At 63.6% G+C, this 24,666-nt stretch carries 23 protein-coding genes; 6 read left to right on the top strand and 17 right to left on the bottom strand.

Annotated elements, in window-relative coordinates:
* Positions 1–42 precede the first annotated feature (42 nt).
* From ACMNAY_RS06610 to ACMNAY_RS06575, 8 genes are all read right to left on the bottom strand, one after another.
* Complete coding sequence (locus tag ACMNAY_RS06610; RefSeq protein ID WP_418718857.1) at positions 43–393, bottom strand: arsenate reductase family protein; 351 nt, start codon at positions 391–393, stop codon at positions 43–45.
* Between the two features lie 10 nt (positions 394–403).
* A complete protein-coding gene (gene nagA / locus ACMNAY_RS06605; RefSeq protein WP_418718856.1) occupies positions 404–1,540 on the bottom strand; it encodes an N-acetylglucosamine-6-phosphate deacetylase in 1,137 nt (378 codons plus the stop codon).
* Positions 1,541–1,731: 191 nt separating this feature from the next.
* Complete coding sequence (locus tag ACMNAY_RS06600; RefSeq protein ID WP_394976945.1) at positions 1,732–2,592, bottom strand: putative manganese transporter; 861 nt, start codon at positions 2,590–2,592, stop codon at positions 1,732–1,734.
* A gap of 198 nt (positions 2,593–2,790) precedes the next feature.
* A complete protein-coding gene (rbr, locus tag ACMNAY_RS06595) occupies positions 2,791–3,327 on the bottom strand; it encodes a rubrerythrin (protein ID WP_394967067.1) in 537 nt (178 codons plus the stop codon).
* 94 nt (positions 3,328–3,421) lie between these two features.
* The gene (locus ACMNAY_RS06590; protein WP_418718855.1) at positions 3,422–4,651 is read right to left on the bottom strand and encodes an ABC transporter substrate-binding protein; all 1,230 of its coding nucleotides are present in this window, start codon (positions 4,649–4,651) and stop codon (positions 3,422–3,424) included.
* 46 nt (positions 4,652–4,697) lie between these two features.
* Positions 4,698–5,090 (bottom strand): transposase, encoded by a 393-nt coding sequence (locus ACMNAY_RS06585; protein WP_394976949.1) that lies wholly within the window; start codon positions 5,088–5,090, stop codon positions 4,698–4,700.
* Between the two features lie 141 nt (positions 5,091–5,231).
* On the bottom strand, positions 5,232–6,224 hold the full coding sequence (locus ACMNAY_RS06580) for a GGGtGRT protein (protein WP_394967070.1): 993 nt from the start codon (positions 6,222–6,224) through the stop codon (positions 5,232–5,234).
* An 18-nt stretch (positions 6,225–6,242) separates the two neighbouring features.
* Positions 6,243–6,935, bottom strand: a complete 693-nt coding sequence (locus tag ACMNAY_RS06575; RefSeq protein ID WP_177521490.1) for an iron-sulfur cluster assembly scaffold protein — start codon at positions 6,933–6,935, stop codon at positions 6,243–6,245.
* A 365-nt stretch (positions 6,936–7,300) separates the two neighbouring features.
* Between ACMNAY_RS06575 and ACMNAY_RS06570 the strand changes: the two genes are divergently transcribed.
* Positions 7,301–7,546 (top strand): hypothetical protein, encoded by a 246-nt coding sequence (locus tag ACMNAY_RS06570; protein ID WP_177521491.1) that lies wholly within the window; start codon positions 7,301–7,303, stop codon positions 7,544–7,546.
* Positions 7,547–7,601: 55 nt separating this feature from the next.
* On the opposite strand, the gene ACMNAY_RS06565 is transcribed toward ACMNAY_RS06570, so the two are convergent.
* The 5 genes from ACMNAY_RS06565 to ACMNAY_RS06545 form a co-directional block, all read right to left on the bottom strand.
* On the bottom strand, positions 7,602–8,858 hold the full coding sequence (locus ACMNAY_RS06565) for a Gfo/Idh/MocA family protein (RefSeq protein ID WP_418718854.1): 1,257 nt from the start codon (positions 8,856–8,858) through the stop codon (positions 7,602–7,604).
* A 137-nt stretch (positions 8,859–8,995) separates the two neighbouring features.
* Positions 8,996–9,793: an SDR family oxidoreductase UcpA gene (gene ucpA / locus ACMNAY_RS06560; protein WP_177522685.1), complete on the bottom strand. Its 798-nt coding sequence runs from the start codon at positions 9,791–9,793 to the stop codon at positions 8,996–8,998.
* A 65-nt stretch (positions 9,794–9,858) separates the two neighbouring features.
* Positions 9,859–11,280 carry an APC family permease gene (locus tag ACMNAY_RS06555; protein WP_418718853.1) on the bottom strand — a complete coding sequence of 474 codons (1,422 nt, stop codon included), beginning with the start codon at positions 11,278–11,280 and terminating at the stop codon, positions 9,859–9,861.
* A 44-nt stretch (positions 11,281–11,324) separates the two neighbouring features.
* Entirely contained in the window at positions 11,325–12,728 is a 1,404-nt protein-coding gene (locus ACMNAY_RS06550; RefSeq protein ID WP_418718852.1) for an APC family permease, read from the bottom strand.
* A gap of 286 nt (positions 12,729–13,014) precedes the next feature.
* A complete protein-coding gene (locus tag ACMNAY_RS06545; protein WP_418718851.1) occupies positions 13,015–14,199 on the bottom strand; it encodes an MFS transporter in 1,185 nt (394 codons plus the stop codon).
* A gap of 115 nt (positions 14,200–14,314) precedes the next feature.
* Here ACMNAY_RS06545 and hisS point away from each other — a divergent pair, with 115 nt between their 5' ends.
* Together hisS and ACMNAY_RS06535 are read left to right on the top strand one after the other, a co-directional pair.
* Complete coding sequence (gene hisS / locus ACMNAY_RS06540) at positions 14,315–15,559, top strand: histidine--tRNA ligase (RefSeq protein ID WP_418718850.1); 1,245 nt, start codon at positions 14,315–14,317, stop codon at positions 15,557–15,559.
* Between the two features lie 121 nt (positions 15,560–15,680).
* Positions 15,681–15,902 (top strand): DUF378 domain-containing protein, encoded by a 222-nt coding sequence (locus ACMNAY_RS06535; RefSeq protein ID WP_394967080.1) that lies wholly within the window; start codon positions 15,681–15,683, stop codon positions 15,900–15,902.
* A 66-nt stretch (positions 15,903–15,968) separates the two neighbouring features.
* Here ACMNAY_RS06535 and gap read toward each other — a convergent pair whose 3' ends face one another.
* Positions 15,969–16,979 carry a type I glyceraldehyde-3-phosphate dehydrogenase gene (gene gap / locus ACMNAY_RS06530; protein ID WP_418718849.1) on the bottom strand — a complete coding sequence of 337 codons (1,011 nt, stop codon included), beginning with the start codon at positions 16,977–16,979 and terminating at the stop codon, positions 15,969–15,971.
* Between the two features lie 212 nt (positions 16,980–17,191).
* Between gap and ACMNAY_RS06525 the strand changes: the two genes are divergently transcribed.
* Genes ACMNAY_RS06525 through ACMNAY_RS06515 form a run of 3 tightly spaced genes read left to right on the top strand, consistent with a single transcriptional unit; the run spans position 17,192 to position 19,421 of the window.
* Positions 17,192–17,905, top strand: a complete 714-nt coding sequence (locus tag ACMNAY_RS06525) for an ATP-binding protein (protein WP_418718848.1) — start codon at positions 17,192–17,194, stop codon at positions 17,903–17,905.
* A gap of 54 nt (positions 17,906–17,959) precedes the next feature.
* On the top strand, positions 17,960–18,982 hold the full coding sequence (gene ansA, locus ACMNAY_RS06520; protein ID WP_418718847.1) for an asparaginase: 1,023 nt from the start codon (positions 17,960–17,962) through the stop codon (positions 18,980–18,982).
* A gap of 19 nt (positions 18,983–19,001) precedes the next feature.
* Positions 19,002–19,421, top strand: coding sequence for a hypothetical protein (locus tag ACMNAY_RS06515; RefSeq protein ID WP_418718846.1), 420 nt, complete (start codon positions 19,002–19,004; stop codon positions 19,419–19,421).
* Between the two features lie 113 nt (positions 19,422–19,534).
* Here the strand turns inward: ACMNAY_RS06515 and ACMNAY_RS06510 are convergent, their stop codons facing one another.
* The 3 genes from ACMNAY_RS06510 to ACMNAY_RS06500 form a co-directional block, all read right to left on the bottom strand.
* Positions 19,535–22,135 carry a cation-translocating P-type ATPase gene (locus ACMNAY_RS06510; protein ID WP_418718845.1) on the bottom strand — a complete coding sequence of 867 codons (2,601 nt, stop codon included), beginning with the start codon at positions 22,133–22,135 and terminating at the stop codon, positions 19,535–19,537.
* Positions 22,136–22,442: 307 nt separating this feature from the next.
* Positions 22,443–23,234 (bottom strand): hypothetical protein, encoded by a 792-nt coding sequence (locus tag ACMNAY_RS06505; protein ID WP_418718844.1) that lies wholly within the window; start codon positions 23,232–23,234, stop codon positions 22,443–22,445.
* On the bottom strand, positions 23,234–24,598 hold the full coding sequence (locus ACMNAY_RS06500; protein ID WP_418718843.1) for a citrate synthase: 1,365 nt from the start codon (positions 24,596–24,598) through the stop codon (positions 23,234–23,236). Before ACMNAY_RS06500 ends, ACMNAY_RS06505 begins: the two co-directional genes overlap by 1 nt.
* Positions 24,599–24,666 lie beyond the last annotated feature (68 nt).

Genomic DNA, 24,666 nt, shown 5'->3' with positions numbered 1-24,666 from the left:
GGGCCGCACGAAGGAACGTGCGGCCCGGCTCTTTTGTTTTGTTTACAGCAGTTTTTCCCACTCTTCGGGTTTGAAACCCGGGCAGACGCCCTTGTCGGTAATGAGTACCGGGCGTTTGACCAGCATGCCGTCAGTGGCAAGCAGGGCGCAGACCTCGCTGTCGCTCATGGCGGGCAGCTTGTCCTTGAGGCCCATGGATTTGTAGAGCAGGCCGCTGGTGTTCACGAACCGTTTGACCGGCAGGCCGCTTTCGGCCAGCCAGCCCTCCAGTTCGGCGGCGGTGGGGTTCTGCTCCTTGATGGGGCGGGCGGTATACGCCGTGCCCCGTTCCTCCAGCCATTTTTGCGCTTTCTGGCAGGTGGAACATTTATCGTAGCACAGGAAAGTAGTCATGCGTTCTTCCTCACAGCTCTTTGCCGCCGATGAAGATGTGCTCGGGGTGCAGGTCGGCACCCAGAACCAGCACGTCCGCACGCTTGCCCACGGCGATGCTGCCCACCTCATCGTAGAGGCCGGCAGCCTTGGCCGGGTTGATGGTGGCGGCCTTGAGGGCGGTCTCCAGCGGCACGCCGAACTTCACGGCGCGGCGGAAGCCCTCGGCCTGGCAGGTGGCGCTGCCGGCGATGGTGCCGTCGGCCAGGGTGGCCAGGCCGTCGGTCATGAACACCTTCTGGCCGCCCAGGCTGTACTCGCCGTTGGGCATGCCGCAGGCCTGCATGGCGTCGCTGATGATGCACACACGGTCCGGCCCGAACATGTTGAACACCGCACGCACCACAGAGGGGTTCAGATGGATGCCGTCGCAGATCATCTCCACATGCTCGGCATAGTCGCTGGCGGCGCCCACCACGCCGGGGGCGCGATGGGTGAAGGCGGGCATGGCGTTGAACAGATGGGTGGTGTGGGTGAAGCCGTTGGCGTAGCCTGCGGTGGCCTCCTCATAGGTGGCGCAGGTGTGGGCAACGGAAACGGTGCACAGCTTGCTGGCCTTCTGGGCGAACTCCAGCGCGCCGGGCAGCTCGGGGGCCACGTCCACCAGGCGGATGTTATGGCCGCTGCGCTCCCACAGACGCTGGAACATCTCCCAGTCGGGGTCGATGATGTACTCCTCGGCCTGAGCGCCCTTCTTGGCCTTGTTGAAGAAGGGGCCTTCCATGTTCACGCCCCGCAGCACCGCGCCGTAGCCCTCCTGGCCGAAGATGGGCCGGGCGGTGTCAAAGATGCGGTTCAGGATCTCTTCGCTGAAGGCCATGGTGGTGCCCAAAAAGCTGGTCACGCCCTGGCTGCCCAGATATTTCTGCATGGCGCGCACATATTTGTCGCTGCCGTCCATGCCGTCGCAGAAGTCGGAACCGGCGGCGCCGTGGATGTGGATGTCCACAAAGCCGGGGGTGACGTATTTGCCGGCAGCGTCCAGCTCCTCCTCGCCGTGCAGGGTGCCCGCCGGGGCCACCTTGACGATGCGGTCGCCCTCCAGCTCCACGTCGGCGGGGATGAACCGGCCGTTGGAATTAAAAACCTGTCCGTTTTTGATGATCATGGGGGATTTCTCCTTTCCGCGTTCAAGGGCGCTCGCTCGCCCAAAATTCTATCTTGACTTGATTATACAGCGCCCGGGCGCGGTACACAATTCGCTAAAACACAAAAAGCTGATCGTGCAAATTTTGTGCAGTTTTACGTCCGGAGAACGCGGAAAACGGCGGGACATTGTCCCGCCGTTTTCTTGGGTTTTCAGAAGCCCAGCAGCATCAGCACCATGCCGCTGCCGGCGCCCACCACCCAGAGCAGGGCGGTGATGAACAGGTTCTGTTTGAGGCTGGGGTTTGCCCGGAAAAGCACCAGCAGGCCCACGCCGGCGTTGGCGGCAAGGCCCGCCGTCACCGCCGAAAAACCGATGGAACCAGACAGATACAGCTGGGTGAGCAGCACGCTGGAGGCGCAGTTGGGCACAAGGCCCAGCAGGGCCGCGAAGAGGGGCTGGGCCAGACCTAAGCCGGTGAGGAAAGCGGTGAAGTTCTCCTCGCCCACGCCCTCGATCACAAGGCCGATGATCACGCTCAGCGCCAGCACCCACAGGAAGATGTTCACGGTGTGCACGGCAGCCGCCCACGCAAGGCTCTGTTTTTCCTCGTGGTGCTCATGGCAGTCCACTTCGTCGGCGTGGCCGGTGTAGCCGCCCTGCACCTCCCGGGGCAGACGCCGACGGAGCACAAGATCCAGCGCCGCGCCCACCGCCGCGCCCAGCAGCACCTTGAAGGCCAGCAGCGCCGCCAGATCCGGCCAGCGCTCCGGCACCGCCATCAGCAGCGGCACCGCCTCGTCGCTGGTGGCAATGAACACCGCCATCAGCGCGCCCAGGCTGATGACCCGGCTGCCGTAGAAGTTGGCTGCCATGGCGGAAAAGCCGCACTGAGGCGCGCAGCCCAGCAGCGCGCCCACCGCAAAGCCCCACCGTCCGCCGCCGGCCAGCGCCCGCTCGATGCGCTCGCCCTGACGGCGCTCGATGAACTCGATCAGCAGATAGGCAATGAACAGAAAGGGAAGCATCTTCGCGCTGTCCTCCAGCGCGTGGAGCAATACATGTTGGATCAAAGGGGTCTCCGTTTCTTTTCTTGGGGGCTTTGCCCCGGTTTTTTCGAACACGCAACAGTATACCCTTTGCGGCTGCCTTGCCGCAAGGCCCCCCACCCCCATTTTCCGGCGATTTTTTTGAAAAAAGGCGCGTGAAAAGCGGGAAAGCGGCCCCCGTCCGCTGACGGGGGCCGCCTGGGGTCACGATTTTCCGGCTGCTCAGTGGTTCTCGGCGCGCAGCACGAAATAGGCCTGGGGATGGTCGCACACAGGGCACTTCTCGGGAGCATGGGTGCCGATGTGGATGTGGCCGCAGTTGGTGCAGATCCACACCTGCTCGGTCTCGCGGGCGAACAGACGGCCCTCCTCCAGCAGCTTCTTCACCTCGCGGTAGCGCTGCTCGTGCTCCTTCTCGATGGCGCCCACCATGCGGAACAGCTGGGCGATGTGGTCAAAGCCCTCCTCCTCGGCGGTGGCGGCGAAGCCGGCGTACATGTCGGTCCACTCGTAGTTCTCGCCGTTGGCGGCGTCCTCCAGGTTGGTCAGGGTGTCGGGCATGCCGTCGTGCAGCAGCTTGAACCAGATCTTGGCGTGCTCTTTCTCGTTGCCGGCGGTCTCGGCAAACACAGCCGCCAGCTCATTGTAGCCTTCCTTCTTGGCCTTGGAGGAATAGTAGCCATACTTGGTGTAGGCCTGGCTCTCGCCGGCGTAAGCGGCCATCAGGTTAGCTTCGGTCTTGGAACCCTTCAGTTGCATGATCATTACCTCCGATTTATTTTGTTAAATTTGTCGCAGTTTGTAGGAACAATTCCTGTTTGCACTCTTATCTTACACCCGGCCGGCCCAAAAGTCAAGAGGCAGGCGCAAACTCCGGGTAGGCCAGGGCCGCCGCGTCCGCGATGGCGAACACCAGCCGGGGCGAGAGGGTCTCGGTGAGGCGCAGGTCCACATAGACCACCGCGCCGTTCTGCACCGCCCGCAGGTCGCCCAGTGCGGCGGAAAGGTCCTCGGGGGAGACGGTGTTTGCCACCAGAAGCACGTCCGGATCGGCAGCGCGGATCTGGTCCAGGTCGTTCTCCGCGTCCTCGTCGGTGAGGCACTCGGCTCCCGCCAGCCAGTCGGCGGCGTCGGGCAGCGGATGACGGAACACCTGGCCCAGCAGCGTCCACTCGGCGGTGTCCGCGGTGGCGGCAAGACCGGTCAGATCCGGCAGCGGCAGCGCGGAGGCTTTGTCCGGCAGGGCTGCGTTGTAGGCGGCGAGGGTGCTCTCCAGCCGGTCAATGACGCCATAGCCCAACGCGCGGCCGGTCTCGTTGCCGCCCAGCAGCGCGCCCAGCTGGCCGTAGAATTCCCGCAGGCCGGCAAGGTCGGCCGGGGTGTCCAGCTGGATGACCTCCACCCCCGCCTGCTCCAGCTCGGTCTGCACCGGGCCGGCCAGGGGCGTCTGGCAAAGGACGTAGTCCGGCGCCAGGGCGATGATCTCCTCGGTGCGGGGCAGCAGCGGCGTGCCCACGGTGGCAAGGCCGGTGGAGCGGGCGTCACAGTATTCGGTGACGGCGCAGAGGGCTTCGTGGCCGGGCAGACTCAGCAGCGCCTCGGTGACCATGGGCGAGAGGCTCACCACTTTTTCCGGCTTTTCGCTTACCAGCCGGTCCCCCACCATGGCGGGCCAGTCCTTCCCTTCCTGCACGGTGGCAGAAGAGGACGAACCGCCGGGCAGCGTCAGCCCCGCCAGCCGGCCGGGCACATCCAGCGCCCAGCCCGCAAGGCAGACCACCAGGAGCGCCAGCAGGCTGCCCAGCACGATGAGCGGGGCGCGGTTTTTGCGCCGGCGGGCGGGCCAGGGCGAGGCCGCCTTGGCCGGGGCCGGCGCTTTCTGCGGTTTGGCAGGCCGGGGCTTCGGCGCGCGGGGCGCGGGCTCCCGGCGCGGCGCAGGCGCTTTTTCCGGGGCCGGTTCTTTTCTGGCCCGTTTTTCGCTTTTGCCCCCGTCGGCCCGAAAGACGGTCTTGCCGCCCTGTTGATGCATGGAGCCCTGGCCGGACGAGTCGCCGGCACGGAACACATGTTTTTCTGGCGGCATCGCACCCGCCCCCTTTGCTCAGGATATGCTGCGACCGCCCGGAAAGTCACTCCCGGGAGATCTTTTTGAACATCCGCACCGCCTTCGTCACCTGACTCTGGGGGATGCGCCGCCGGAAGGCGGCCATGCTGCGGGCGGAGAAAGGCGCTTCGCCGCTGAAGGCGGGAAGGCCGATGAAGTATTGCAGATAGGGGTTCTCCCGGATGAGCTCCACCGTTTGCCGGTCGGAGAGCCCCAGCGCCGCCCGGATGACCAGGCTGCCGAAGGCCATGCGCAGGGGCAGAGCCACCGCGCCGCCTTTGCCGAAGTGGACGGCATACTGCTTTTCCAGCTTCAGCCAGTCGATCTTTTTGGCAAGGCGGACCCAGCGGTTGGCCTCGTCCAGCGCGCCCCCGAAGGGCTGCACGAAGTCATACACCGTCAACTGCATCTGGGCCATTTCATACACGGCACACCGCCCCTTTCGGCGCTTTTTTCTATTGTACCACAAACCGGCTGCAAAACAAAGGGCACAGAAAAAGCCGGCATGGCCCAAAGGTCATGCCGGCTTTTGCCGTTATTCAGCGATGAAGCGCGAGGCTCACACCTGGCTGGCAGCCACGGCGCAAGCCACGGTGGCGCCCACCATGGGGTTGTTGCCCATGCCGATCAGGCCCATCATCTCAACGTGGGCAGGCACGGAGCTGGAGCCGGCGAACTGAGCGTCGCCGTGCATACGGCCCATGGAGTCGGTCAGGCCGTAGCTGGCGGGGCCGGCGGCCACGTTGTCGGGATGCAGGGTACGGCCGGTGCCGCCGCCGGAAGCGACGGAGAAGTACTTCTTGCCGTTCTCCATGGCCCACTTCTTGTAGGTGCCGGCAACCAGATGCTGGAAGCGGGTGGGGTTGGTGGAGTTGCCGGTGATGGAGACCTCAACGGCCTCCTTCTTCATGATGGCAACGCCCTCCAGCACGTCGTTGGCGCCGTAGCACTTCACGGCAGCGCGCTCGCCGTCGGAGAAAGCCTTCTCGCGAACGACCTTCAGCTCGCCGGTCTTGAAGTCGTAGTCGGTCTCAACGTAGGTGAAGCCGTTGATGCGGCTGATGATATAGGCAGCGTCCTTGCCCAGGCCGTTCAGGATGACGCGCAGCGGGGTCTTGCGGGCCTTGTTGGCGGTGCGGGCGATGCCGATGGCGCCCTCGGCGGCGGCGAAGGACTCGTGGCCGGCCAGGAAGGCGAAGCACTTGGTCTCATCGCGCAGCAGCATGGCGCCCAGGTTGCCGTGGCCCAGGCCCACCTGGCGCTGCTCGGCCACGGAGCCGGGGATGGTGAAGGCCTCCAGGCCCTCGCCGATGGCGGCGGCGCAGTCGGCGGCGTTCTTCAGGCCGCGCTTCACAGCGATGGCGGTGCCCAGGGTGTAGGCCCAGACAGCGTTCTCAAAGCAGATGGGCTGCACGCCCTTGACGATGGCGTCGCAGTCGATGCCCTTGGCGAGGAGCATCTCACGGCAGGCGTCCAGGCTCTCCAGCCCGTTGGCCTTCAGGCACGCCTCGATCTTGGGCATGCGGCGGTCCATAGATTCAAAAGTAGCCATTGTGTAACTCCTCCCCTCTTACTCTTCCCGCGGGTCGATGTACTTCGCAGCGCCATCGAACCGGCCGTAGGTGCCGATGTTCTTCTCGTAAGCGGTCTTGGGGTCCTCGCCGTGGCGGATCGCCTCCAGCATCTTGCCCAGACGCACGAACTGGTAACCGGTGACCTCGTTGTTCTCGTCCAGAGCCAGCTTCAGGATGTAGCCCTCGGTGAGCTCCAGGTAGCGAACGCCCTTGGCCTTGGTGGAGAAGATGGTGCCGGTCATGCTGCGCAGGCCCTTGCCCAGGTCCTCCAGGCCGGCGCCGATGGGCAGGCCGTCCTCGCTGAACGCAGTCTGGCTGCGGCCGTAGACGATCTGCAGGAACAGCTCACGCATGGCCACGTTGATGGCGTCGCACACCAGGTCGGTGTTCAGAGCCTCCAGAATGGTCTTGCCGGGCAGGATCTCGCCGGCCATGGCGGCAGAGTGGGTCATGCCGGAGCAGCCGATGGTCTCCACCAGAGCCTCCTCGATGACGCCCTGCTTCACGTTCAGGGTCAGCTTGCAGGTGCCCTGCTGGGGGGCGCACCAGCCCACACCGTGGGTCAGACCGGAAATGTCCTTGATCTCATAGGCCTTGACCCAGTTGCCCTCCTCAGGGATGGGGGCGGGGCCGTGATGGGGCCCTTTGGTCAGAGGACACATACGCTCTACTTCATGCGAATAGGTCATGTTCGTTCTCTCCTTTGCTCTTCGTACTGCAGGCTATATTGTGATTGTTTGCACAATGTTCCGCAGTATCCATTATAGGCAAAAAGCCCCCTTTTTTCAAGGCGTTTTGTCCCCCTTTTGCCGCCCTGCGGCACAAATTTTACCCGCTCTTTTCCGCTATTTTTGGGTGGCCCGCCAATCGTGCAACTTCTTTGGTCATTTCTACAAAATTTTCCTCATTTAATTGTTGCATTTAACCAAAGGTTGTGCTATAGTATGGGCGAGGAAAGCTGGCGGGAGCGCCGCTTTCCGGGGAAGTATGGGAGCGGCCGGAGCGGCCGCGGGGCCACGGGCCCCACACAAATGAGAAAGAGAGGTCATTTACTATGGATCGCATCAATGTGAACAATTTTGACGTGAGCGCTTTCAGCGAGGTCCTGGCCTCCTGCAAGGGCGATGTCTACATGGTCACCCCCGAGGGCGACCGGCTGAACCTGAAGAGCAAACTGTGCCAGATGCTGGGCTTCACCAGCCTGATCAAGGGCGGCCAGATCGCCTCTGCTCAGTTCGAGTGCACCGACCCTGAGGACGAGAGCCGTCTGTTCCGGTTCAACCTGTTCGGCGAGAAGTAAAAAAACGTGCAACAAGGCGGCGGGCCGAAGGGCCCGCCGCCTTTTGCGTTTTATATCACAGCTCCACCGCCGCGCCGCCCGAAAGGCGGCTCTTCTCGGCGGCAAAGGCAATGGCGTGGCTTTCCAGCGAGACGTCCAGGCTGGTGAGGCCGGGGCCGGGTTCGCCGCCCAGCATCAGCTCCACAAAGGCCCGCACAAGGCCGGCGTCTCCGCCGCTGTGGCCCTCCGCCGCATCCACGGAGAAGGTCTCCTCCGGCAGGCCGAACCGCCGCAGGGCGATCTTACCGGCCAGCAGGTCGGCGGTGAGCTCTCCCTCGGTGCCCATGAACTTCGCCAGGCGGGTGTTGTGCTCGGTGAAGCCGGTCATGGTGAAGCCGAATGTGCTGCCGTCGGCCATCTCCACGTTCACCACCTGGTGGTCCACCACATCGTTGTCGCAGGCAAACACGCAGCGGCCGTAGGGGCCGGTACGGATAGCCTGGAGCACCGACTCGTGGGTGGGATGGGCGGCCAGCACCTCGCAGGGCCAGCCGTCGTTGCCCGCGTCGATGCCGGTGGCGGCATTGGTGAGATAAATTTTCTCCGCGTCGAAGGGGCAGTCCGCCTTGGCGACGCAGCCGTCCAGGCACCGGGCCGCCGCGCCCGCCGGAGCGTGGGCGGCGTTGAAGAAGGAGTTGGAGCCGAAGGAGCTCACCCGCCTGGCGCTCTTGTTTGCCAGCCAGAGGTAGAGGTCCAGATCGTGGCAGCATTTTTGCAGCAGCATGGGGCTGCTCTCGCCGGTGCGGCGCCAGTTGCCCCGCACAAAGCTGTGGGCCTGATGCCAGTAGCCCACGTTCTCGATGGCCTGAATGGTCATCACCTGCCCCACCGCGCCGCCGTCCAGCAGCTCCTTCACCTTTTTATAAAAAGGAGTGTAGCGCAGCACATGGCAGATCACCACCCGCCGCCCGGTCTCGCGGGCGATACGGGCCAGCTGCCGGCATTCCTCCGGCGAGGGCGACACCGGTTTTTCCAGCAGCAGGTCATAGCCCTTTTTCAGCGCGGGCACGGCCTGAGGCACATGCTGGCGGTCCATGGTAGCGATGACGGCGGCGTCCGCCAGCCGGGGCCCGGCCAGCAGCTCCTCCCCCGTTCTGAAGCACTGCTCCGGCGCAAGGCCCAGCAGCTTTGCCACTTCGTTTCTCTTTTCGTCCACCGGCTCGGCGATGGCGGCAACGCGCACCTTATCGCCGAATTTCAAAAGTTCCGGCAGATAGGCGTCCTTGCCCCGGTTGCCCAGGCCGATCAGCACGATGCTGAATGAATCCTTCATTGTTTCTTTCCTCCCCCTTGGTTTTTCCTGCTTCAGTATACACCCTGCAGGCGGCGCTGACCAGCCCGCAGGATGCAAAAAGGCCGCCGGCTGTTGCCGGCGGCCTTTTTGTGTATGTCCGTTTATAAGAAGATAACTTAGTTGGTGCCGATGGACATGGTCTCGGGCAGGGTGCTGCCGCCGTCGATGACGATCTGAGAACCAGTCAGGTAGCTGGACTCGTCGCTGCCCAGGAAGGCGAACAGCTCGCCGACCTCGATGGGCTTCGCCAGACGCTTCATGGGCACGCCCACAGCGATGTCGTTGATGGCGCTCTCGGGATCGTTGGGGTTGGACTCCATAGCCATCTTCTCCACCATCGGGGTGCGGGCATAGCCCAGCTGAGAGCAGTTCACGCGGATGTTGCGGGAGGCATATTCCACAGCCAGGCACTTGGTCAGACCGACCAGAGCAGCCTTGGTCATGGCGTAAGCGGCCTCGCCGGCGTCAGCCACGATGTCACCGGTAACGGAAGAAGCGATGACGATGTTGCCGCCGCCCTGCTTCAGCATGTAAGGAACAACGGCCTTGCAGGTGTTCCAAACGCCCTTGATGTTCACGTCGATGTGGAAATCGCGGGTCTTGTCGTCCATCTCCTCGAAGGGAGCCAGGCGGCAGACACCGGCGTTGCAGCAAGCAACGTTGATCTCGCCGAAGGTGTCAACGCCCTTCTTGGCGGCGGCGTCCATCTGCTCGCGGTCAGCAACGTTGGCCACAACGGTCACGATCTCGCTGCCGTACTCCTTGCGCAGCTTCTCAGCGGTCTCTTCCACACGGGGATCCAGGTCCACCATGATCAGTTTGGCGCCGTACTTGGCATAAGCGGTGGCGATGCCTTCGCCCAGACCCACGGCAGCGCCGGTGATCAGTGCAACTTTACCGTCCAATTTAGCCATTTTAAGTCTCTCCTTTTCTGTTGTATAAGCCATGCGGCTGCGAAAGCCGCCCGGTTACGATGGGATCAATATTCTTTGGTGCCGGCCACCGTTTCGATGGTGACCTTGTGCTTCTTCCAGTTCACCAGAACCATCCACAGCCACAGTAGGGCGCCGATGCCGATGTAGATGCCGAAGCTCTTCCAGGAGCCGGCGCTCTGGCCCAGGGTGCAGAAGAAAGCGATGACCACAGAGATGATGAGCGCGATCACCCGGGTGAAGTTGCCGCCCTTGAGTTTGTAGGGGGAGACCAGCTCGGGGTGGTTCTTGTGGATGCGCATGGCGCTGATCATGGTGATCGCGTAGGCGCAGGCGCAGCCGAAGCTCATCAGGTTGAAGAAGTCGTTCATAAAGGTGGTGGCGTTCTGCAGAAGCAGGAACACCAGCGAGATGGCCAGCAGCAGGATGTTGGGCAGGATGGGCTGCTGGTGGCGGTTGATCTTGGTGAACACCTTGGGCAGGAAGTTGTTCTCGCCCATGGCGTACATCAGCCGCACGGTGGAAAGCCAGAAGCCCAGCAGGCAGGTACCGATGGCGCACAGGATCGCCGCGATGCCGAACACCACAGCAAACACGCCCCAGCCGCCGCCCAGCTGCTCCATCATGGTGATAGCCAGGAAGCCGCCCACCGCGGCGCCGCCTTCCTCCACCAGGGGCTGCACAGGCATGCCGCCCAGGCCGAAGAAGAACAGCGCGTAGATGATGCCGCAGGTGACGATGGAACCCAGAATGGCCTTGTTGGAGTCCTTGATGGGGAAGTCGCCTTCCTCCACCATCTGGGGCACCGTCTCAAATCCGAAGAAGGGGGTGATCAGCAGGGCCATGCCGATCACCCAGCCGGGGATGCCGAAGTGGCCTTCCACCTGGGTGTAGAAGAAGTTCTGGAAGTTATCCCAGCTCCACACGCCGGAGAACAGGAAGGCGACGGTGGCGACCAGGCAGCCGCCGATGGCGAACATCAGCATATACAGCTGGATCTTGCCGGCGATCTCCACGTTCTGCAGGCTCAGGATGCAGTAGCCCACCAGAGAGACCAGGGCCACCACCTCGATCAGCAAAAAGCTGGTGGGGACGTGCAGCACATGGAACAGCCACTGCACGATGGCCATGACCGCCGAAGGCGGAACCGCGATCCACGCGGCCATGATCAGCCACGAGGAGAAGAAGCCCACATGCTTGTTGATGCCCACGGTGTTGTAGATGAGCTCGCCGCCCGCCTTGGGGAAGAGGGGCGCCAGTTCGCAGTACACCATGGCGATGGGCAGGATCAGAAGGGTCATCAGCGCAAAGCCCAGGAAGGTGCCCGCGCCGCAGTACTCGTAGAAGATGGTATCCCAGTAGCCGATGAAGGTGAAGATGGCGCCCGCCGCGATGGCGTAAACATAGACAAGGCGCAGGCTCTTCTTCAGGCCGGTAGGCTGGGTCTCCACATTGTTCTGTTCAGGCATTCTTTATCACTCCGTCTCGTTGTCTTGTGTTCAAAAAGCGGAGCTTAGAAAGTCTTGACGCCGTCGGGAGTCTCGATCTCAACGGGGTGCTTCTTCCAGTTGACGCAGACCATCCACAGCCAGATGACAACGCCCACGCCCAGGTACACGCCGAAGCAGATCCAGGAGTCGATGCCCTGGCCCAGGGTGCAGAAGAAGGCGATGGCCACAGCGATCAGCATGGCCAGGATACGGAAGGCGTCGCCGCCCTTAACAGCGTTGGAGCTCTTCCAGTTGGGGTACTTGTGGTGGATGCACACAGCGCTGATCATGGTCAGAGCGTAGGCGCAGGCGCAGCCGAAGCTCATCAGGTTGAAGAAAGCGCTCATGAAGTCAGAGGAGTTCTGCAGAACGATGAACACCAGGCTCAGCACCAGCAGGAAGATGTTGGGCAGCAGGGGCTGCTGGTTCTTGTTGACCTTCGCGAACACCTTGGGCAGGAAGTTCTTGTTGGCCATGGAGTAGAGCATGCGGACGGTGGACATCCAGAAGCCCAGCAGAGAGGCGCCCATGCCCAACAGGCAGGACAGCAGACCCACAACGATGGGCCAGAAGGTCCAGCCCATCTGGTTCTGCATGGTGGCGATGGTCAAAAAGCCGTCCTGGGCAAAGTTCTCGTAGACGCCCTGCAGACCGTCCAGACCGGCCACGCAGAAGTAGTAGAACACATAGATGCCGCCGCAGGTGAGGATGGAACCGCAGATGGCCTTCTTGGAGTTCTTGATGGGGAAGTCGCCCTCCTCCACCATCTGGGGAACAGTCTCAAACCCGAAGTAGGGGGTGATCAGCAGAGCCATGCCGATGACCCAGCCGGGGATGCCGTAAACAGAGTCGAGGGTGGTGCTGAAGATGTTGCCGAAGTTGGACAGGTGCCAGTGGCCGCTGAACAGCAGGATGAAGCCGGTGAGGATGGTGACGGTGATGTTGCAGAACAGCATCACGGCCTGGGCCTTGACCAGGATCTGCACGTTCTGGATGCTCATCAGGAAGTAGAGCACCAGCAGCACGGCGGCGCAGGCGACCATGGGCCAGGTGCCCAGGCCCAGGTTAAAGGTCTTGTTCACCCAGGTCATGATGGCCATGACAACTGCGGGGGGAACGGAGATCCAGGCAGCCATGATCAGCCAGGAGGCCAGGAAGCCCACATGCTTGTTGATGCCCACGGTGTTGTAGATCAGTTCGCCGCCGGAGGTGTGGAACAGGCTGGCCAGCTCACTGTAAACCAGCGCGACGGGCAGGATGGCGATGGTCATCAGGCCGAACGCCAGGAAGGTGCCGGTGCCGCAGTAGCCGTAGAAGACCGAATCCCAGTAGTTCACGAAGGTGAAGATGGAACCGGTGGCGACGGTGTAAACAAAAATCAGCTTCAGACTTTTGTTCAGGCCGCCTTTCGTTTGGGTGTTTTCCATGATAATGACTCCTTTTCACAGGTTTGGCCGCCCCGGCAAGACCGCCTGCCCGCAAAAAAAACACCGAATCACCAGCGCTTTCCCTCACGCGGTTTTTCGATGTTGTCACACAATCGGGACCGGTTTGCACCGGTCGGGCTGCATGGCAGCGGGTATTCGATCCTCGGGTAGAGAGGATCCGCCCTCCTTGGCCGTTATAAAAATAACACCGTCGCCCGGCAAATGTCAATAGATTAACAGGCGTTTTGTATACAATTCCATAATAGCGCACCAAAAAGAGACATTTTTATACATTGTGAGACCCGCCCGTTTCGGTGGGACGCAGCCCCAGCAGGCAGACAAATCCCGCCGCGGCAGCCCCGCAGGCCAGCCAGTGGCGGGCGCTCTCCAGCCCCAGAACGCGCGCCGCCAGCGGGAACCCGATGCTGCCCGCGCTCATGCCCAGCGCCAGAAAGCCGTAGTTGACGCCGGTGTGTTTGATGCCGAACAGGTCGGTGCACAGGCTGGGCAGCACCGCGGCTTCACCGGAATAGCAGAAGGTCAGGGCGGTGTAGACGGCGATGACCCACCAGCCCCCGGCGAAGGCGAAGGCCGCCGACAGGCCGCAAAGACCGGCGAACAGAATAAGGTCCGCCGCCCGGCGGCCGATGCGGTCACTGAGAGCGGGCATGGCCAGCCGCCCCGCCGCCGAGCCCACGGAACCGATGACCACCGCCAGATGGGCGGCGCTCTCCGAAAGGCCCCGCTCCTGCCCCAGCCGCACAATGACGGGACTGAACAGCAGCACCGCCGGCGTGGCCAGGGCGGTGGCCAGAAAGAGCAGCTTGTACTGCCGGGTCTTGAGCATCTGCCCGGGGGTGAAGTCCCGCCCGGCGCTTTTCGCCGGGGACTGGGCGTTTTCCGGATTTTCCAACAGGGCGCTGCCCGCGGCGCACACCGCAAGCATCAGGCCGCCCAGCACCCAGAAGCAGACCCGGACGCCCCACCGCCCGCTCACAAAGCGCACCAGAAACGTGAGCGCCCCGCCGGACAGGCCCACCGCCCCGCCGATGACCCCGGTGGCCAGGCCTTTCTTGTCGGCATACCACTTCTGGGCGCAGCCCATCACCGCCGGATAGAGGAAGGCGCTGCCCAGGCCCACCGGAACCGAAAAGCACAGATAAAAGAGCCAGGGCCGCTCCGCCGGGAGAAAGCCCGCGGCGAAAAAGCCCGCCGACAGCAGCGCCGTGCCCGCAAAACCCGCGACGCGGGGGCCGGCTTTGTCCTGCAAAAAGCCGCCCAGCACGCACCCCAGCCCGAAGGCCCCGATGGTGAGGCTGAGCACAAAGCTGGCCGCGCCCTCGTCAAAGCCGTACTCGGCCCGCACCGGACCCTGAAACACGCCCCAGGCGGCGGGAACGCCGGTCAATATTTGAATGGCGGCTCCCGCCGCCAGGATGGTCCAGCGGTGGTTTTTCAAAAAAGATTGCATCTGCCCTTCCCCCTTGCTGCGTTTGCCGTTAGTATGGCCCCTTCCGGTTGACAAATGCGGCCGCGGAAGGCTATGATATATAAGTTAAAGAGATCTATATACAGGGGGAACAGTCATGAAGATCAATCCGCTCAAGGGCATGAAGGACTACCTGCCCGACGAACAGCGCCTGCGGGACTATGTGCAGGGGCGCATCCTGGCCACCTACCGGGCCAGCGGCTTCCAGCGCATCGCCACCCCCATGCTGGAGGATATGGAGAATCTGGACAAGAGCGAGGGCGGCGACAACCTGAACCTCATTTTCAAGGTGCTCAAGCGGGGCGACAAGCTGGCCGCCGCGCTGGCTTGTGGGCAGGAGAAAGACCTGTCGGATATGGGCCTGCGCTATGACCTGACGCTGCCCCTGAGCCGCTACTACGCCGCCAACAAGGACAAGCTGCCCACCCCCTTCAAGGTCATCCAGACCGACCGGGTGTTCCGGGCCGAGCGGCCCCAGAAAGGCCGCATGCGGGAATTCGTGCAGTGCGACATCGACATCCTGGGCGACGAGAGCACCAACGCCGAGATCGAGCTGATCGACGTGACCGCCCGGGCGCTGCTGGACATCGGCTTCAAGGATTTCACCGTGAACATCAACGACCGGCGCATCCTGCGCGGGATGCTCACCGGCATGGGCTTTGCCCCCGACAGCCTAGACAGCGTGTGCATCACCTTTGACAAGCTGGACAAGATCGGCGCCGAGGGCGTGACCGGCGAGCTGACCGAGAAGGGCTGCCCCGCCGAAGCGGTGGCCGCGCTGGGCGAGTTTTTGGCCGCGGGCCGCACCGACCTGGACGCGGTGAGCGCTTTGTGCGACGACGCGGCCCTGGCGGCGGATCTGAAGCGGGTCATTGCCGCGGTGGAGGCCCTTGCCGGCGGTGCTTACAAGATCGCCTACTGCCCCAGCCTGGTGCGGGGCCAGGGCTACTACACCGGCATCGTGTTCGAGGTCACCTGCGCTGCCTTCGCCGGCGCGGTGGCGGGCGGCGGCCGCTACGACAACATGGTGGGCAAGTTCCTGGGCCAGAAGGTGCCTGCGGTGGGCTTCTCCATCGGCTTTGAGCGCATCTGCGCCATTCTGGCCGGGCAGGGCTTTGCGGTGCCCGCCGAGAAGGCCCGGCTGGCGCTGCTCTATCTGCCGGACGCGGACTTTGCCGACGTTCTGAAAAAGGCCGCCGACCTGCGCAGTCAGTACACCGTAACGGTGCTGCCCCAGGCCAAGAAGCTGGGCAAGCAGTTCGGCCAGCTGGAGGCCCAGGGCTTTGCCGTCGCGGCCTTTGCCGACAACGATGACATCAAGGCGCTGGGCGCGGCCCGGTGAGCCGGTTTTCCCCTTTGCACACAGCGGGAGGGACGGGCGCTGAATGCCCGCCCCTCCCCTTTTTTGCATAAAGGCCCCTTTCCCCGGGCAGACTACTGCCAGGAAGGGAGGAGACGACCTCATGCGGATGTTTTACAAAATCTGTGTTGCTTTGCTCATCGTGGGCGGTGTGAACTGGGGCCTCATCGGCCTGTTCAGCTTTGACCTTGTGGGCTGGCTGTTCGGCGGTTCCGCCAGCACCATCAGCCGCATCATCTTCACGCTGGTGGGTCTGGCGGCGCTGGGCGCCATCCCCGGCCTGCTGGGCCTGGGCGACGGCAGCGGCGAGAGCACCCAAACCTGAATATTTATGCAAAAAGATGAAAGCGGCCCCCGGCGTTTGCCGGGGGCCGCTTTGTGTGCGTTGCGATTACAGCTCAGCGAAGTACTTGATGGTGCGGACCATCTGGCTGGTGTAGCTGTTCTCGTTGTCGTACCAGGACACGACCTGCACCTGATAGGTGTCGTCGTCGATCTTGGTGACCATGGTCTGGGTGGCGTCGAACAGGCTGCCGTAGGTCATGCCGATGACGTCGCTGGACACGATGGGATCCTCGTTGTAGCCGTAGCTGTCGGAAGCGGCGGCCTTCATGGCGGCGTTGATGCTCTCCTTGGTCACGTCCTTGCCCTTAACGACGGCCACCAGGATGGTGGTGGAGCCGGTGGGAACAGGCACGCGCTGGGCAGAGCCGATCAGCTTGCCGTTCAGCTCGGGGATGACCAGGCCGATGGCCTTGGCAGCGCCGGTGCTGTTGGGAACGATGTTGGCGGCGCCGGCACGGGCACGACGCAGGTCGCCCTTGCGGTGGGGGCCGTCCAGGATCATCTGGTCGCCGGTGTAGGCGTGGACGGTGGTCATGATGCCGCTCTGGATGGGATAGGTGTCGTTCAGGACCTTCGCCATGGGAGCCAGGCAGTTGGTGGTGCAGGAAGCGGCGCTGATGATCTGGTCATCGGCGGTCAGGGTGTTCTCGTTCACGCTGTAAACGATGGTCTTCAGGTCGTTGCCGGCGGGGGCAGAGATGACGACCTTCTTGGCGCCGGCTTCGATGTGAGCCATGGCCTTGTCCTTCTTGGTGAAGAAACCGGTGCACTCCAGCACCACGTCCACACCCAGCTCGCCCCAGGGCAGCTCGGCGGGGTTGGGGTTCTTGTAGATGGTGATCTTCTTGCCGTCCACGGTGATGGAGTCCTCACCGGCCACCACAGTGTGACCGTCGTAACGGCCCTGAGCGGTATCGTACTTCAGCAGATGGGCCAGCATCTCGGGGCTGGTCAGATCGTTGATGGCCACCACTTCGTAGCCCTCCGCGCCAAACATCTGACGGAAGGCCAGACGGCCGATGCGGCCGAAACCATTGATTGCAACTTTCACTGCCATTGTAAAATCCTCCTTATGATTCGCGTCACGCCCTTGCGGGCGGAACATCTCACGGCTGGTCTTATTGTATCGCAATTTTTTTCAAAGCACAAGGGGCTGTGAAGAATTTAACGCGAAAATGCAAAAGAAAACTTTGGAAGGTACAACCTGCGCATGAACGGGCCGCGCGCCGTCACACTAAAGGGAGAACACTGCCAAAGGGAGGAATGTACATGAGCCTGCAGGCGGAGTGCGCCCGCCGCACGGCGGCGCTGCTGCGCGCGGAGTGCGCCGAGGTGCTCACGGCCGAAGGGGCGGCGCAGCGGGCCTCCGCCTACCGCATCCTGCGGGCGGCGCAGAATCTGGAGACCTGGGCCTACCTCACCGCGGGCGGACGCCCGCCGCGGGTGATGGACCTTGCGGCCAGCGCCCGGGCGCTGATGGAGGCGGCGCGGGAGGTGTGCCCCACCTCCCCTTCCCTGCTGCGGTTTTCCGGCTGCTGCCAGCCGCTGCCGGTGGCCGCCGCCGAGCCGGCCTTCGCGGCGGCGCTTTTGAATCTTTTGTGCAACAGCCTTTTGTACGGCGGGGCGAAGCCGGCGGTGAGCGTGCGCTGTCTGCGCCAGGGCAGCCGGGCGGTGCTGCTTTTGCGGGACTGGGGGCCGGGCATCCCGCCCCACCGCCAGCGGCTGGCCCTGACCCCCTTTGCCGGGGCGGGCAGCCTGCCGGGCCTGGGGCTGGGGCTGCCGCTGGCCGCTGCCTTCGCGGCCCGGTACGGCGGTGCCTTCACGCTGGAGAGCCGCCCGGGCAAAGGGGTGGCGGCGGCGCTGTCGCTGCCGCTGTGCCCGGTGGCAAAGCTGCCCCGCCCGCCCCACGCCGCCGCTCTGCTGGCCGACCGGTACAGCCCGGTGTATGTGCAGCTTTCCCCCCGGTGCATCCTGCCCGATTGACCCGCAAAAAAGGGTGTATTATAATGGACGTACACGATTTTCGGGAGGCAGGGCATGAAAAAGCGAATTTGTATCCTCTACACCGGCGGCACCATCGGCATGGTGCCCACCCCCAAGGGCTACGCCCCCCGGCCGGGGTATCTGGGGCCTGTTCTGGCGGCGATGCCGGAGCTCACCGGCCCCGAAGCGCCGGACTGGGAGCTGGCGGAGATGGACCCGCTGCTGGACTCCTCCAACATCGCGGTGGACGAATGGAACGCCGTGGGCCGGGCCATTTTTGAGCGCTACAACGACTACGACGGCTTTGTGGTGCTGCACGGCACCGACACCATGGCCTACACCGCCGGGGCGCTGAGCTTCATGCTGGAGAACCTGCAAAAGCCGGTGGTTCTCACCGGCAGCCAAATCCCCCTGTGCCGCCTGCGCAGCGACGGGCGGGAAAACCTCATCACCAGCCTCATCATCGCGGCCCAGGGCAAGGCCGCCGAGGTGTGCCTTTACTTTGGCGGCAAGCTGCTGCGGGGCTGCCGGGCGGTGAAGCGCTCGGCGGACGGCCTGCGGGCCTTCTCCAGCCCCAACTACCCGCCGCTGGCCATCGCGGGGGTGAACATCCGCTACGACGAGGCGGCCCTGTGCCGCCCGGAACCGGAAGGCCCGCCGGCGCTGGTGCCCTTCGACAACGTGCCCATCGGGGTGCTGAAGGTGTTCCCGGGCATCCAGTTCGACCTGTTCGAGCCCATCATGACCAGCCGCCTGCGGGGCATCGTTCTGGAGACCTTCGGCGCGGGCAACATCCCGGACACCCGGGGCGCATTGCCGCCCCTCATCCGCAAGGCCTGGCAGAACGGCGCGGTGCTGACGGTGTGCAGCCAGTGCTTTGAGGGCGGGGTGCTGCTGGGCAAATACGCCGCCAGCGCGGCGCTGACGGCGGCGGGCGCGGTGAGCGGCTGCGACATGACCACCGAGGCCGCCGTTGCCAAGCTCTACTACCTGTTCAGCAAGGGGCTGACCGCCGCCGAGGTAAAGGGCCTGATGTGCCGCAGCCTGCGGGGCGAGCTGACCGCCGAGGATACATAACTTTTAGGAGGTGTAAAAAATGGACAGATTCGGAGGCTGGTGCTGGTATTTCAGCGATAAAGCGAAAAGGCTAAAAAAACACAAGTGCGGTAAATGGATGTATTTTTTCAGCAATCAAGAATTTGCCATGCACATGTGTGAAAAAGCAATCACAGAAAATGTCTGTTATGAATGCAAATGTACCGACATGGAAGCAACCGGCGAAAAAATGGGTGTCACCTGTTTTTACTTAAATTTTGATGACATAGATAACCACCGTAGAGTTATCCAGTTTATGATAGATAATAATTTGATTCGCAAGACCAAAACCGGAAAACTATATAATATCAGTTTTAAATTTGATGATGAAACTCGCGCGCAAAAATATGGTGCAGACTTTGAGGGCACAATCAAACTTGCCCAATTCGTTGATCTAACCACTGGTAAGTGGATAGACTAATATTGTGTGTTATGTAGTCTATCAATTAGACTTCTCCCATCATCTCTGTGGGATTATGATTATATTAAAAGGCCCCTTGGGTACGAATCGTATCCAAGGGGCCTTTTAATATTTCAGCGCTTGATGATCTTGTAGAGCTGGATGACCACGGTGGGCGCCACGGCCAGCAGGGCGATCTGCCCCAGCTGGGCGGCGGAGAGGGCGCTCACGGCGAAGAGTCCGGAGAGGCCGGGCACGAAGAGCACCGCGGCCAGCAGGGCCACGCCCAGGACGAAGGCGCCCAGGGAGTACCAGTTGCCGGCAAAGCCCAGCTTGAAGATGGAAGCCCGGCCGCGGCAGTTGAAGCCGTGGAACAGGCGGGCCAGCGTCAGGGTGGCGAAGGCCATGGTGCTGGCCATGGCCGCGCCGCCGGCGGAAAGCCCCAGATAGAAGGCGGTCATGGTGGCCGCGCCGATCAGCAGCCCTTGTGCGCCGATGGCGCCCAGCAGGCCCTTATCCAGCAGGGGCTGCTTGGGGTCGCGGGGAGGCTGGTCCAGCAGGTCGTCGCCCACGGGCTCCATGCCGATGGCGATGGCGGGCAGGCTGTCGGTGAGCAGGTTGATGAACAGCAGGTGCACCGCCTGGAAGGGCACCGGCAGCGCCGCCAGCGAGGCCCACAGGACGCACAGGATGCCCGCCGTGTTGCCGGAAAGCAGGAACTGGATGGCGTTTTTGATGTTGGCGTAGACGCCGCGGCCGTTCACCACCGCGCGCACGATGGTGGCGAAGTTGTCGTCGGTGAGGATCATGGAGGCGGCGTCCTTGCTGACCTCGGTGCCGGTGATGCCCATGGCCACGCCGATGTCCGCCCGCTTAAGGGCGGGGGCGTCGTTCACGCCGTCGCCGGTCATGGACACGATGCTGCCCCGGCGCTGCCAGGCCTCCACGATGCGAATTTTATGCTCCGGCGACACCCGGGCGTAGACCGACACCTTGGGCAGCACTTCGTCCAGCTGCTCGTCGGTCATGCTTTGCAGCGTCGCGCCGTCCAGCGCCTGGTCCCCCGGCTGCATGATGCCGATCTGGGCGGCGATGGCGCTGGCGGTCACCTTGTGGTCGCCGGTGATCATGATGGTGCGGATGCCGGCGCGGCGGGCGTCCGCCACCGCCTGGATGGACTCGGGCCGGGGCGGGTCCACCATGGCCACCAGGCCCACAAAGGTGAAGTCCCGCTCGCTGGCCATGGTCAGCGGCTCGTTCTCCTCCAGCGTGCGGCGGGCAAAGCCCAGTACCCGCAGCCCCTGGCCGGACCAGCTCTCGTTCACCCCGGTCAGAAGGGCTTTGTCCTCGGCGGTGATGGGCCGCTCGCCCTCGGCGGTGAGGATACGGGTGGAGCGGGCCAGCAGCTCGTCCATGGCGCCCTTGGTGTAGAGGGTGCGCGCCCCGTCCAGCCGGTGGAGGGTGCTCATCAGCTTGCGGTCGGAGTCAAAGGCCAGCTCGCCCTGGCGGGGATAACTCGCCCGCAGGGACTGCTCGCTCATGCCCATGCCGCGGCCCAGCTGCACCAGGGCGATCTCGGTGGGGTCGCCCACCGCTCCCTCTTCGCTCATGCTGGCGTCGCTGGCCAGCATGCCCATCTCGGCCAGCAGGGTCTGGGCCGGGTCGTTGGCGGCCATATCCGCCGCGTCCAGCTCCTCGCCGGCCACCCAGGCTTTCTGCACCTGCATGCGGTTCTGGGTAAGGGTGCCGGTCTTGTCGGAGCAGATGACCGACACAGCGCCCAGGCTTTCCACCGCCTTCAGGTCCTTGATAACCGCGTTCTGGCGGGCCATCTTCTGGGTGCCCATGGCCAGCACGATGGTGACGATGGAGCTGAGGGCCTCGGGGATGGCGGCCACCGCCAGCGCCACGGCGAACATCAAAGAGTCCAGCACAGGCATGCCGCTGCGGAAGATGGAAAGAAGGAACACCACGCCGCAGATGGCCATGATGACCGCCGCCAGCTTGCCGCTGAAGGCGTCCAGGCTCTGCTGCAGGGGGGTCTTGCGCTGCTGGGTGCGGTTCATCAGCGCGGCGATGTGGCCGATCTCGGTGTTCATGCCGGTGCCGGTGACCACCATCAGGCCGCGGCCGTAGGTGACGAGGGAGCCGGAGAAGGCCATGTTCTTGCGGTCGCCCAGGGGGATGTTCTCCCCTTCCAGCGCGCCGTCGGTCTTTTCCACCGGCTCGCTCTCGCCGGTGAGGCTGCTCTCGTTGATCTTCAGCGACCAGCTGTTGAGCAGCCGGCCGTCGGCCACCACCATGTCGCCGGCCTCCAGCAGCACCACGTCGCCGGGCACCACCTGGGCCGAGGGCAGGGCCACCGTCTCGCCGTTCCGAAGCACCTTGGCGGTGGGGGCGGACATGGCCTTCAGGCTCTCAAGGCTCTTTTCCGCCTTGAGGTACTGCACGGTGCCCAGCACCGCGTTGAGCAGCAGCACCGCGAAGATGACCAGCGTGCTCTCGCTCTGGCCGCTGGCCAGGGAGATGAGCGCCGCCGCCACCAGGATGATGACCAGCAGGTCCTTGAACTGCTCGGCAAATACCTGCAAGGCGCTTTTTTTCTTGCCCTCCGACAGCTTGTTCTCGCCGTACTGTTCCAGCCGGCGGGCCGCCTCCGCCGCGGACAGGCCCCCGTCGGTGACGTTCAGCTCGTCCAGCGTCTGCTGCGTCGTTTTTTCGTACCAGTTTTCCATTTGCGTTCCTCCGTTCCCCGGGCAGCAAAAAAGCCCGGCTGTCTGCAGCCGGGCAAAAAAACGGCCCGGCGCTTATGTAAGCCGGGCAAGTTAAGAAAAAAGACTCCCCGGCAGCCGCTTTTCGCGGCTGCTGAAAAGTCTTGTGACCACCGGTGGGGGTCCGCGCCGCCAGGCACAAAGGCCGGGAATGTTGGCGATGCGGCAGGGCGGCCAGAGAAGGCCGCCTACACTACTCCCTTTTCAACATCTTCATTATACTCCCGCGGCCCGTCGAAAGCAATCGAAGGCCGCGGATTTAACACAGTTTTTACATGTCGCCGGTTTTGGGGGCTTCGTCGCCCACAGTGCCGAAGGCGTACACCGCGCCGCTCACGCCCACCAGCGCCAGCGCCGCACCCTCGGCCAGGTCGGCCGCGCCGGCAAGGCCCACCAGGAAGCGGGCCAGCACGCCGGGCAGCGCCAAGCAGGTGCAGAACAGGAACGCCGCGCCGCCGGTGAAGAACACCCAGCCGCCGCTGCGCCCGCCGGGCACATAGGCTACCTTGGCCTGGGCGGTGCAGAACAGCAGCGCAGCCAGCGCCGCCAGGGCGGCAAAGTTGGCGTCCACCCGGGCCATGCCGGTGGGGGCAAGGCCGAAGCGGGAGATGGTGAGCAGATAGAGCGAGAGGGTGCCCGCCACGCCCACCAGGGCGCTGCGGGTGGGGGCCTCAAACTCGGGGGTGAACCGGCTGCGGCCCAGCAGCAGCATCCACACGGCGCTGATGAGATACAGCACCGCGCCCGCTTTGCCGAGGGCGTCCAGCTGCGCCCAGCCGGCCAGCTCCGCCCCCGCCAGCGCGGCGAAGCCAAAGCCCGTCAGAAAGCACAGCACGCCCTGGGCCGTGCTCTGGCCGCAGAGGGCGGCGGGCCGGCGGGCCGCCAGCAGCGCGCCCAGCGCCAGCAGAAGCAGCACGCCCCCGGCCACGGCATAGCGCGCCCAGGCGGGGCCCCAGGTGACGAAGCCGGTGTCAAGGTCGGTATAGTTCACCACGTCCAGCCAGCGGGCGACGCCCGCCGCGGCCGAGACCAGCAAAAGCAAAAAGGCAGCAAAGCGTTTCATCAGCGTTCCTCAAGGGTCTTGTATTTCTGCCGCACGCCAAGATATTTGTAGGCCGGGCGGATGATGCGGTTGGCAAACATTACCTCTTCGATGCGGTGAGCGCACCAGCCGGGGATGCGGCTGATGGCGAACAGCGGGGTGTACAGATCCGGCTCGATGCCCAGCATATTGTAGATCAGGCCGCTGTAAAGGTCCACGTTGGCGCAGACGGTCTTGTTGCCCTTCTCCTCGGCGAACACCTGCGGGCCCAGTTTTTCCACCAGACACAGCAGGTTGAACTCGTCCTCAAAGCCCTTTTCAAAGGCCAGGTCCTTGGCGTGCTGGCGCAGGATGATGGCACGGGGGTCGCTGAGGGTGTAGACCGCGTGGCCCATGCCGTAGATCAGGCCGCTGCCGTCGCCCTCCTGCCGGCGGATGATCTTGCGCAAAAACTCCCGCACTTCGTCCTCGTCGGTGTGGTTCTCCACTCCGGCGCGGATGTGCTCCAGCTGCTCCATCACCTTCAGGTTGGCGCCGCCGTGCTTGGGGCCTTTCAGGCTGCCGATGGCCGCCGCGATGGCGGAGTAGGTGTCGGTGCCCGAAGAGGACAGCACCCGGCAGGTGAAAGCGGAGTTGTTGCCGCCGCCGTGGTCCGCGTGGAGCATGAGGCACAGGTCCAGCAGCTTGGCCTCCTCATGGGTGAACTTCTGGTCCGCCCGGTAGGTGGCCAGGATGTGCTCGGCGGTGCTCTGGCCGGGGATGGGCATGTGGAAGAACATGCTCTGGTGGTCGTAGATGCGCCGCTTGATCTGCCAGGCGTTCACCATGATGGTGGGCAGGCCGGCGATGAGGCTGATGGACTGCTCCAGCAGGTTCTCCAGGCTCAGGTCCTCGGGGTTCTCGTCGTAGCTGTACATGGCCAGCACGCCACGAGCCAGCTTGTTCATGATGTTGGGGCTGGGGGCCTTCATGATCATGTCCTCGGCAAAGCCGTCGGGCAGGGCGCGGTGGCTGTCCAGGATCTGGCCGAACTCCTTCAGTTCCGCCGAGGTGGGCAGGGTGCCGAAGAGCAGCAGCCAGATGACCCCTTCGAACACGAAGCGGTCCTTCTGATAGGCTTCCTCCGCCAGCTGCTCCACGTTGATGCCCCGGTAGATGAGCTTGCCGGGAATGGGCACCACCTTGCCGTCCTCGGTTTTGTCGTAGCCCACAACGTCACAGACGTTGGTCAGTCCCGCCAGCACACCGGTGCCGTCGGGGTTGCGCAGGCCCCGCTTGACTCCCAGCCGCTCGCTGGTCTCGGGGTCGATGTAGTTATTTTCCAGATACTCTCTGCATAGATATTTCATGGTTTCCGGCGCGAGCCGGGTCTTTTCCACCGCCATGGCGTTTTCCCCTTTCTCTGTTTGATACTTTCCCTTTTCTTGCGCCGCGTCCCGCGGCCGTTCATCCC

Source organism: Candidatus Allofournierella merdipullorum (genome assembly GCF_048426865.1).
Taxonomy (GTDB): domain Bacteria; phylum Bacillota; class Clostridia; order Oscillospirales; family Ruminococcaceae; genus Allofournierella_A; species Allofournierella_A merdipullorum.
This window is presented reverse-complemented; position numbering and strand designations above follow the sequence as displayed.

Bases quoted from the DNA above. Each gene is read 5' to 3' on its own strand.
- ansA (WP_418718847.1), top strand. From the start codon at position 17,960: ATGAAAAAGCGAATTTGTATCCTCTACACCGGCGGCACCATCGGCATG.
- ACMNAY_RS06590 (WP_418718855.1), bottom strand. From the start codon at position 4,651: ATGCCGCCAGAAAAACATGTGTTCCGTGCCGGCGACTCGTCCGGCCAG.
- ACMNAY_RS06535 (WP_394967080.1), top strand. From the start codon at position 15,681: ATGCGGATGTTTTACAAAATCTGTGTTGCTTTGCTCATCGTGGGCGGT.
- ACMNAY_RS06575 (WP_177521490.1), bottom strand. From the start codon at position 6,935: ATGACCTATTCGCATGAAGTAGAGCGTATGTGTCCTCTGACCAAAGGG.
- ucpA (WP_177522685.1), bottom strand. From the start codon at position 9,793: ATGGCTAAATTGGACGGTAAAGTTGCACTGATCACCGGCGCTGCCGTG.
- gap (WP_418718849.1), bottom strand. From the start codon at position 16,979: ATGGCAGTGAAAGTTGCAATCAATGGTTTCGGCCGCATCGGCCGTCTG.
- ACMNAY_RS06580 (WP_394967070.1), bottom strand. From the start codon at position 6,224: ATGGCTACTTTTGAATCTATGGACCGCCGCATGCCCAAGATCGAGGCG.
- ACMNAY_RS06510 (WP_418718845.1), bottom strand. From the start codon at position 22,135: ATGGAAAACTGGTACGAAAAAACGACGCAGCAGACGCTGGACGAGCTG.
- rbr (WP_394967067.1), bottom strand. From the start codon at position 3,327: ATGCAACTGAAGGGTTCCAAGACCGAAGCTAACCTGATGGCCGCTTAC.
- ACMNAY_RS06505 (WP_418718844.1), bottom strand. From the start codon at position 23,234: ATGAAACGCTTTGCTGCCTTTTTGCTTTTGCTGGTCTCGGCCGCGGCG.
- hisS (WP_418718850.1), top strand. From the start codon at position 14,315: ATGAAGATCAATCCGCTCAAGGGCATGAAGGACTACCTGCCCGACGAA.
- ACMNAY_RS06565 (WP_418718854.1), bottom strand. From the start codon at position 8,858: ATGAAGGATTCATTCAGCATCGTGCTGATCGGCCTGGGCAACCGGGGC.
- ACMNAY_RS06500 (WP_418718843.1), bottom strand. From the start codon at position 24,598: ATGGCGGTGGAAAAGACCCGGCTCGCGCCGGAAACCATGAAATATCTA.
- ACMNAY_RS06570 (WP_177521491.1), top strand. From the start codon at position 7,301: ATGGATCGCATCAATGTGAACAATTTTGACGTGAGCGCTTTCAGCGAG.
- ACMNAY_RS06610 (WP_418718857.1), bottom strand. From the start codon at position 393: ATGACTACTTTCCTGTGCTACGATAAATGTTCCACCTGCCAGAAAGCG.
- ACMNAY_RS06515 (WP_418718846.1), top strand. From the start codon at position 19,002: ATGGACAGATTCGGAGGCTGGTGCTGGTATTTCAGCGATAAAGCGAAA.
- ACMNAY_RS06525 (WP_418718848.1), top strand. From the start codon at position 17,192: ATGAGCCTGCAGGCGGAGTGCGCCCGCCGCACGGCGGCGCTGCTGCGC.
- ACMNAY_RS06555 (WP_418718853.1), bottom strand. From the start codon at position 11,280: ATGCCTGAACAGAACAATGTGGAGACCCAGCCTACCGGCCTGAAGAAG.
- ACMNAY_RS06550 (WP_418718852.1), bottom strand. From the start codon at position 12,728: ATGGAAAACACCCAAACGAAAGGCGGCCTGAACAAAAGTCTGAAGCTG.
- ACMNAY_RS06545 (WP_418718851.1), bottom strand. From the start codon at position 14,199: ATGCAATCTTTTTTGAAAAACCACCGCTGGACCATCCTGGCGGCGGGA.
- nagA (WP_418718856.1), bottom strand. From the start codon at position 1,540: ATGATCATCAAAAACGGACAGGTTTTTAATTCCAACGGCCGGTTCATC.
- ACMNAY_RS06585 (WP_394976949.1), bottom strand. From the start codon at position 5,090: ATGGCCCAGATGCAGTTGACGGTGTATGACTTCGTGCAGCCCTTCGGG.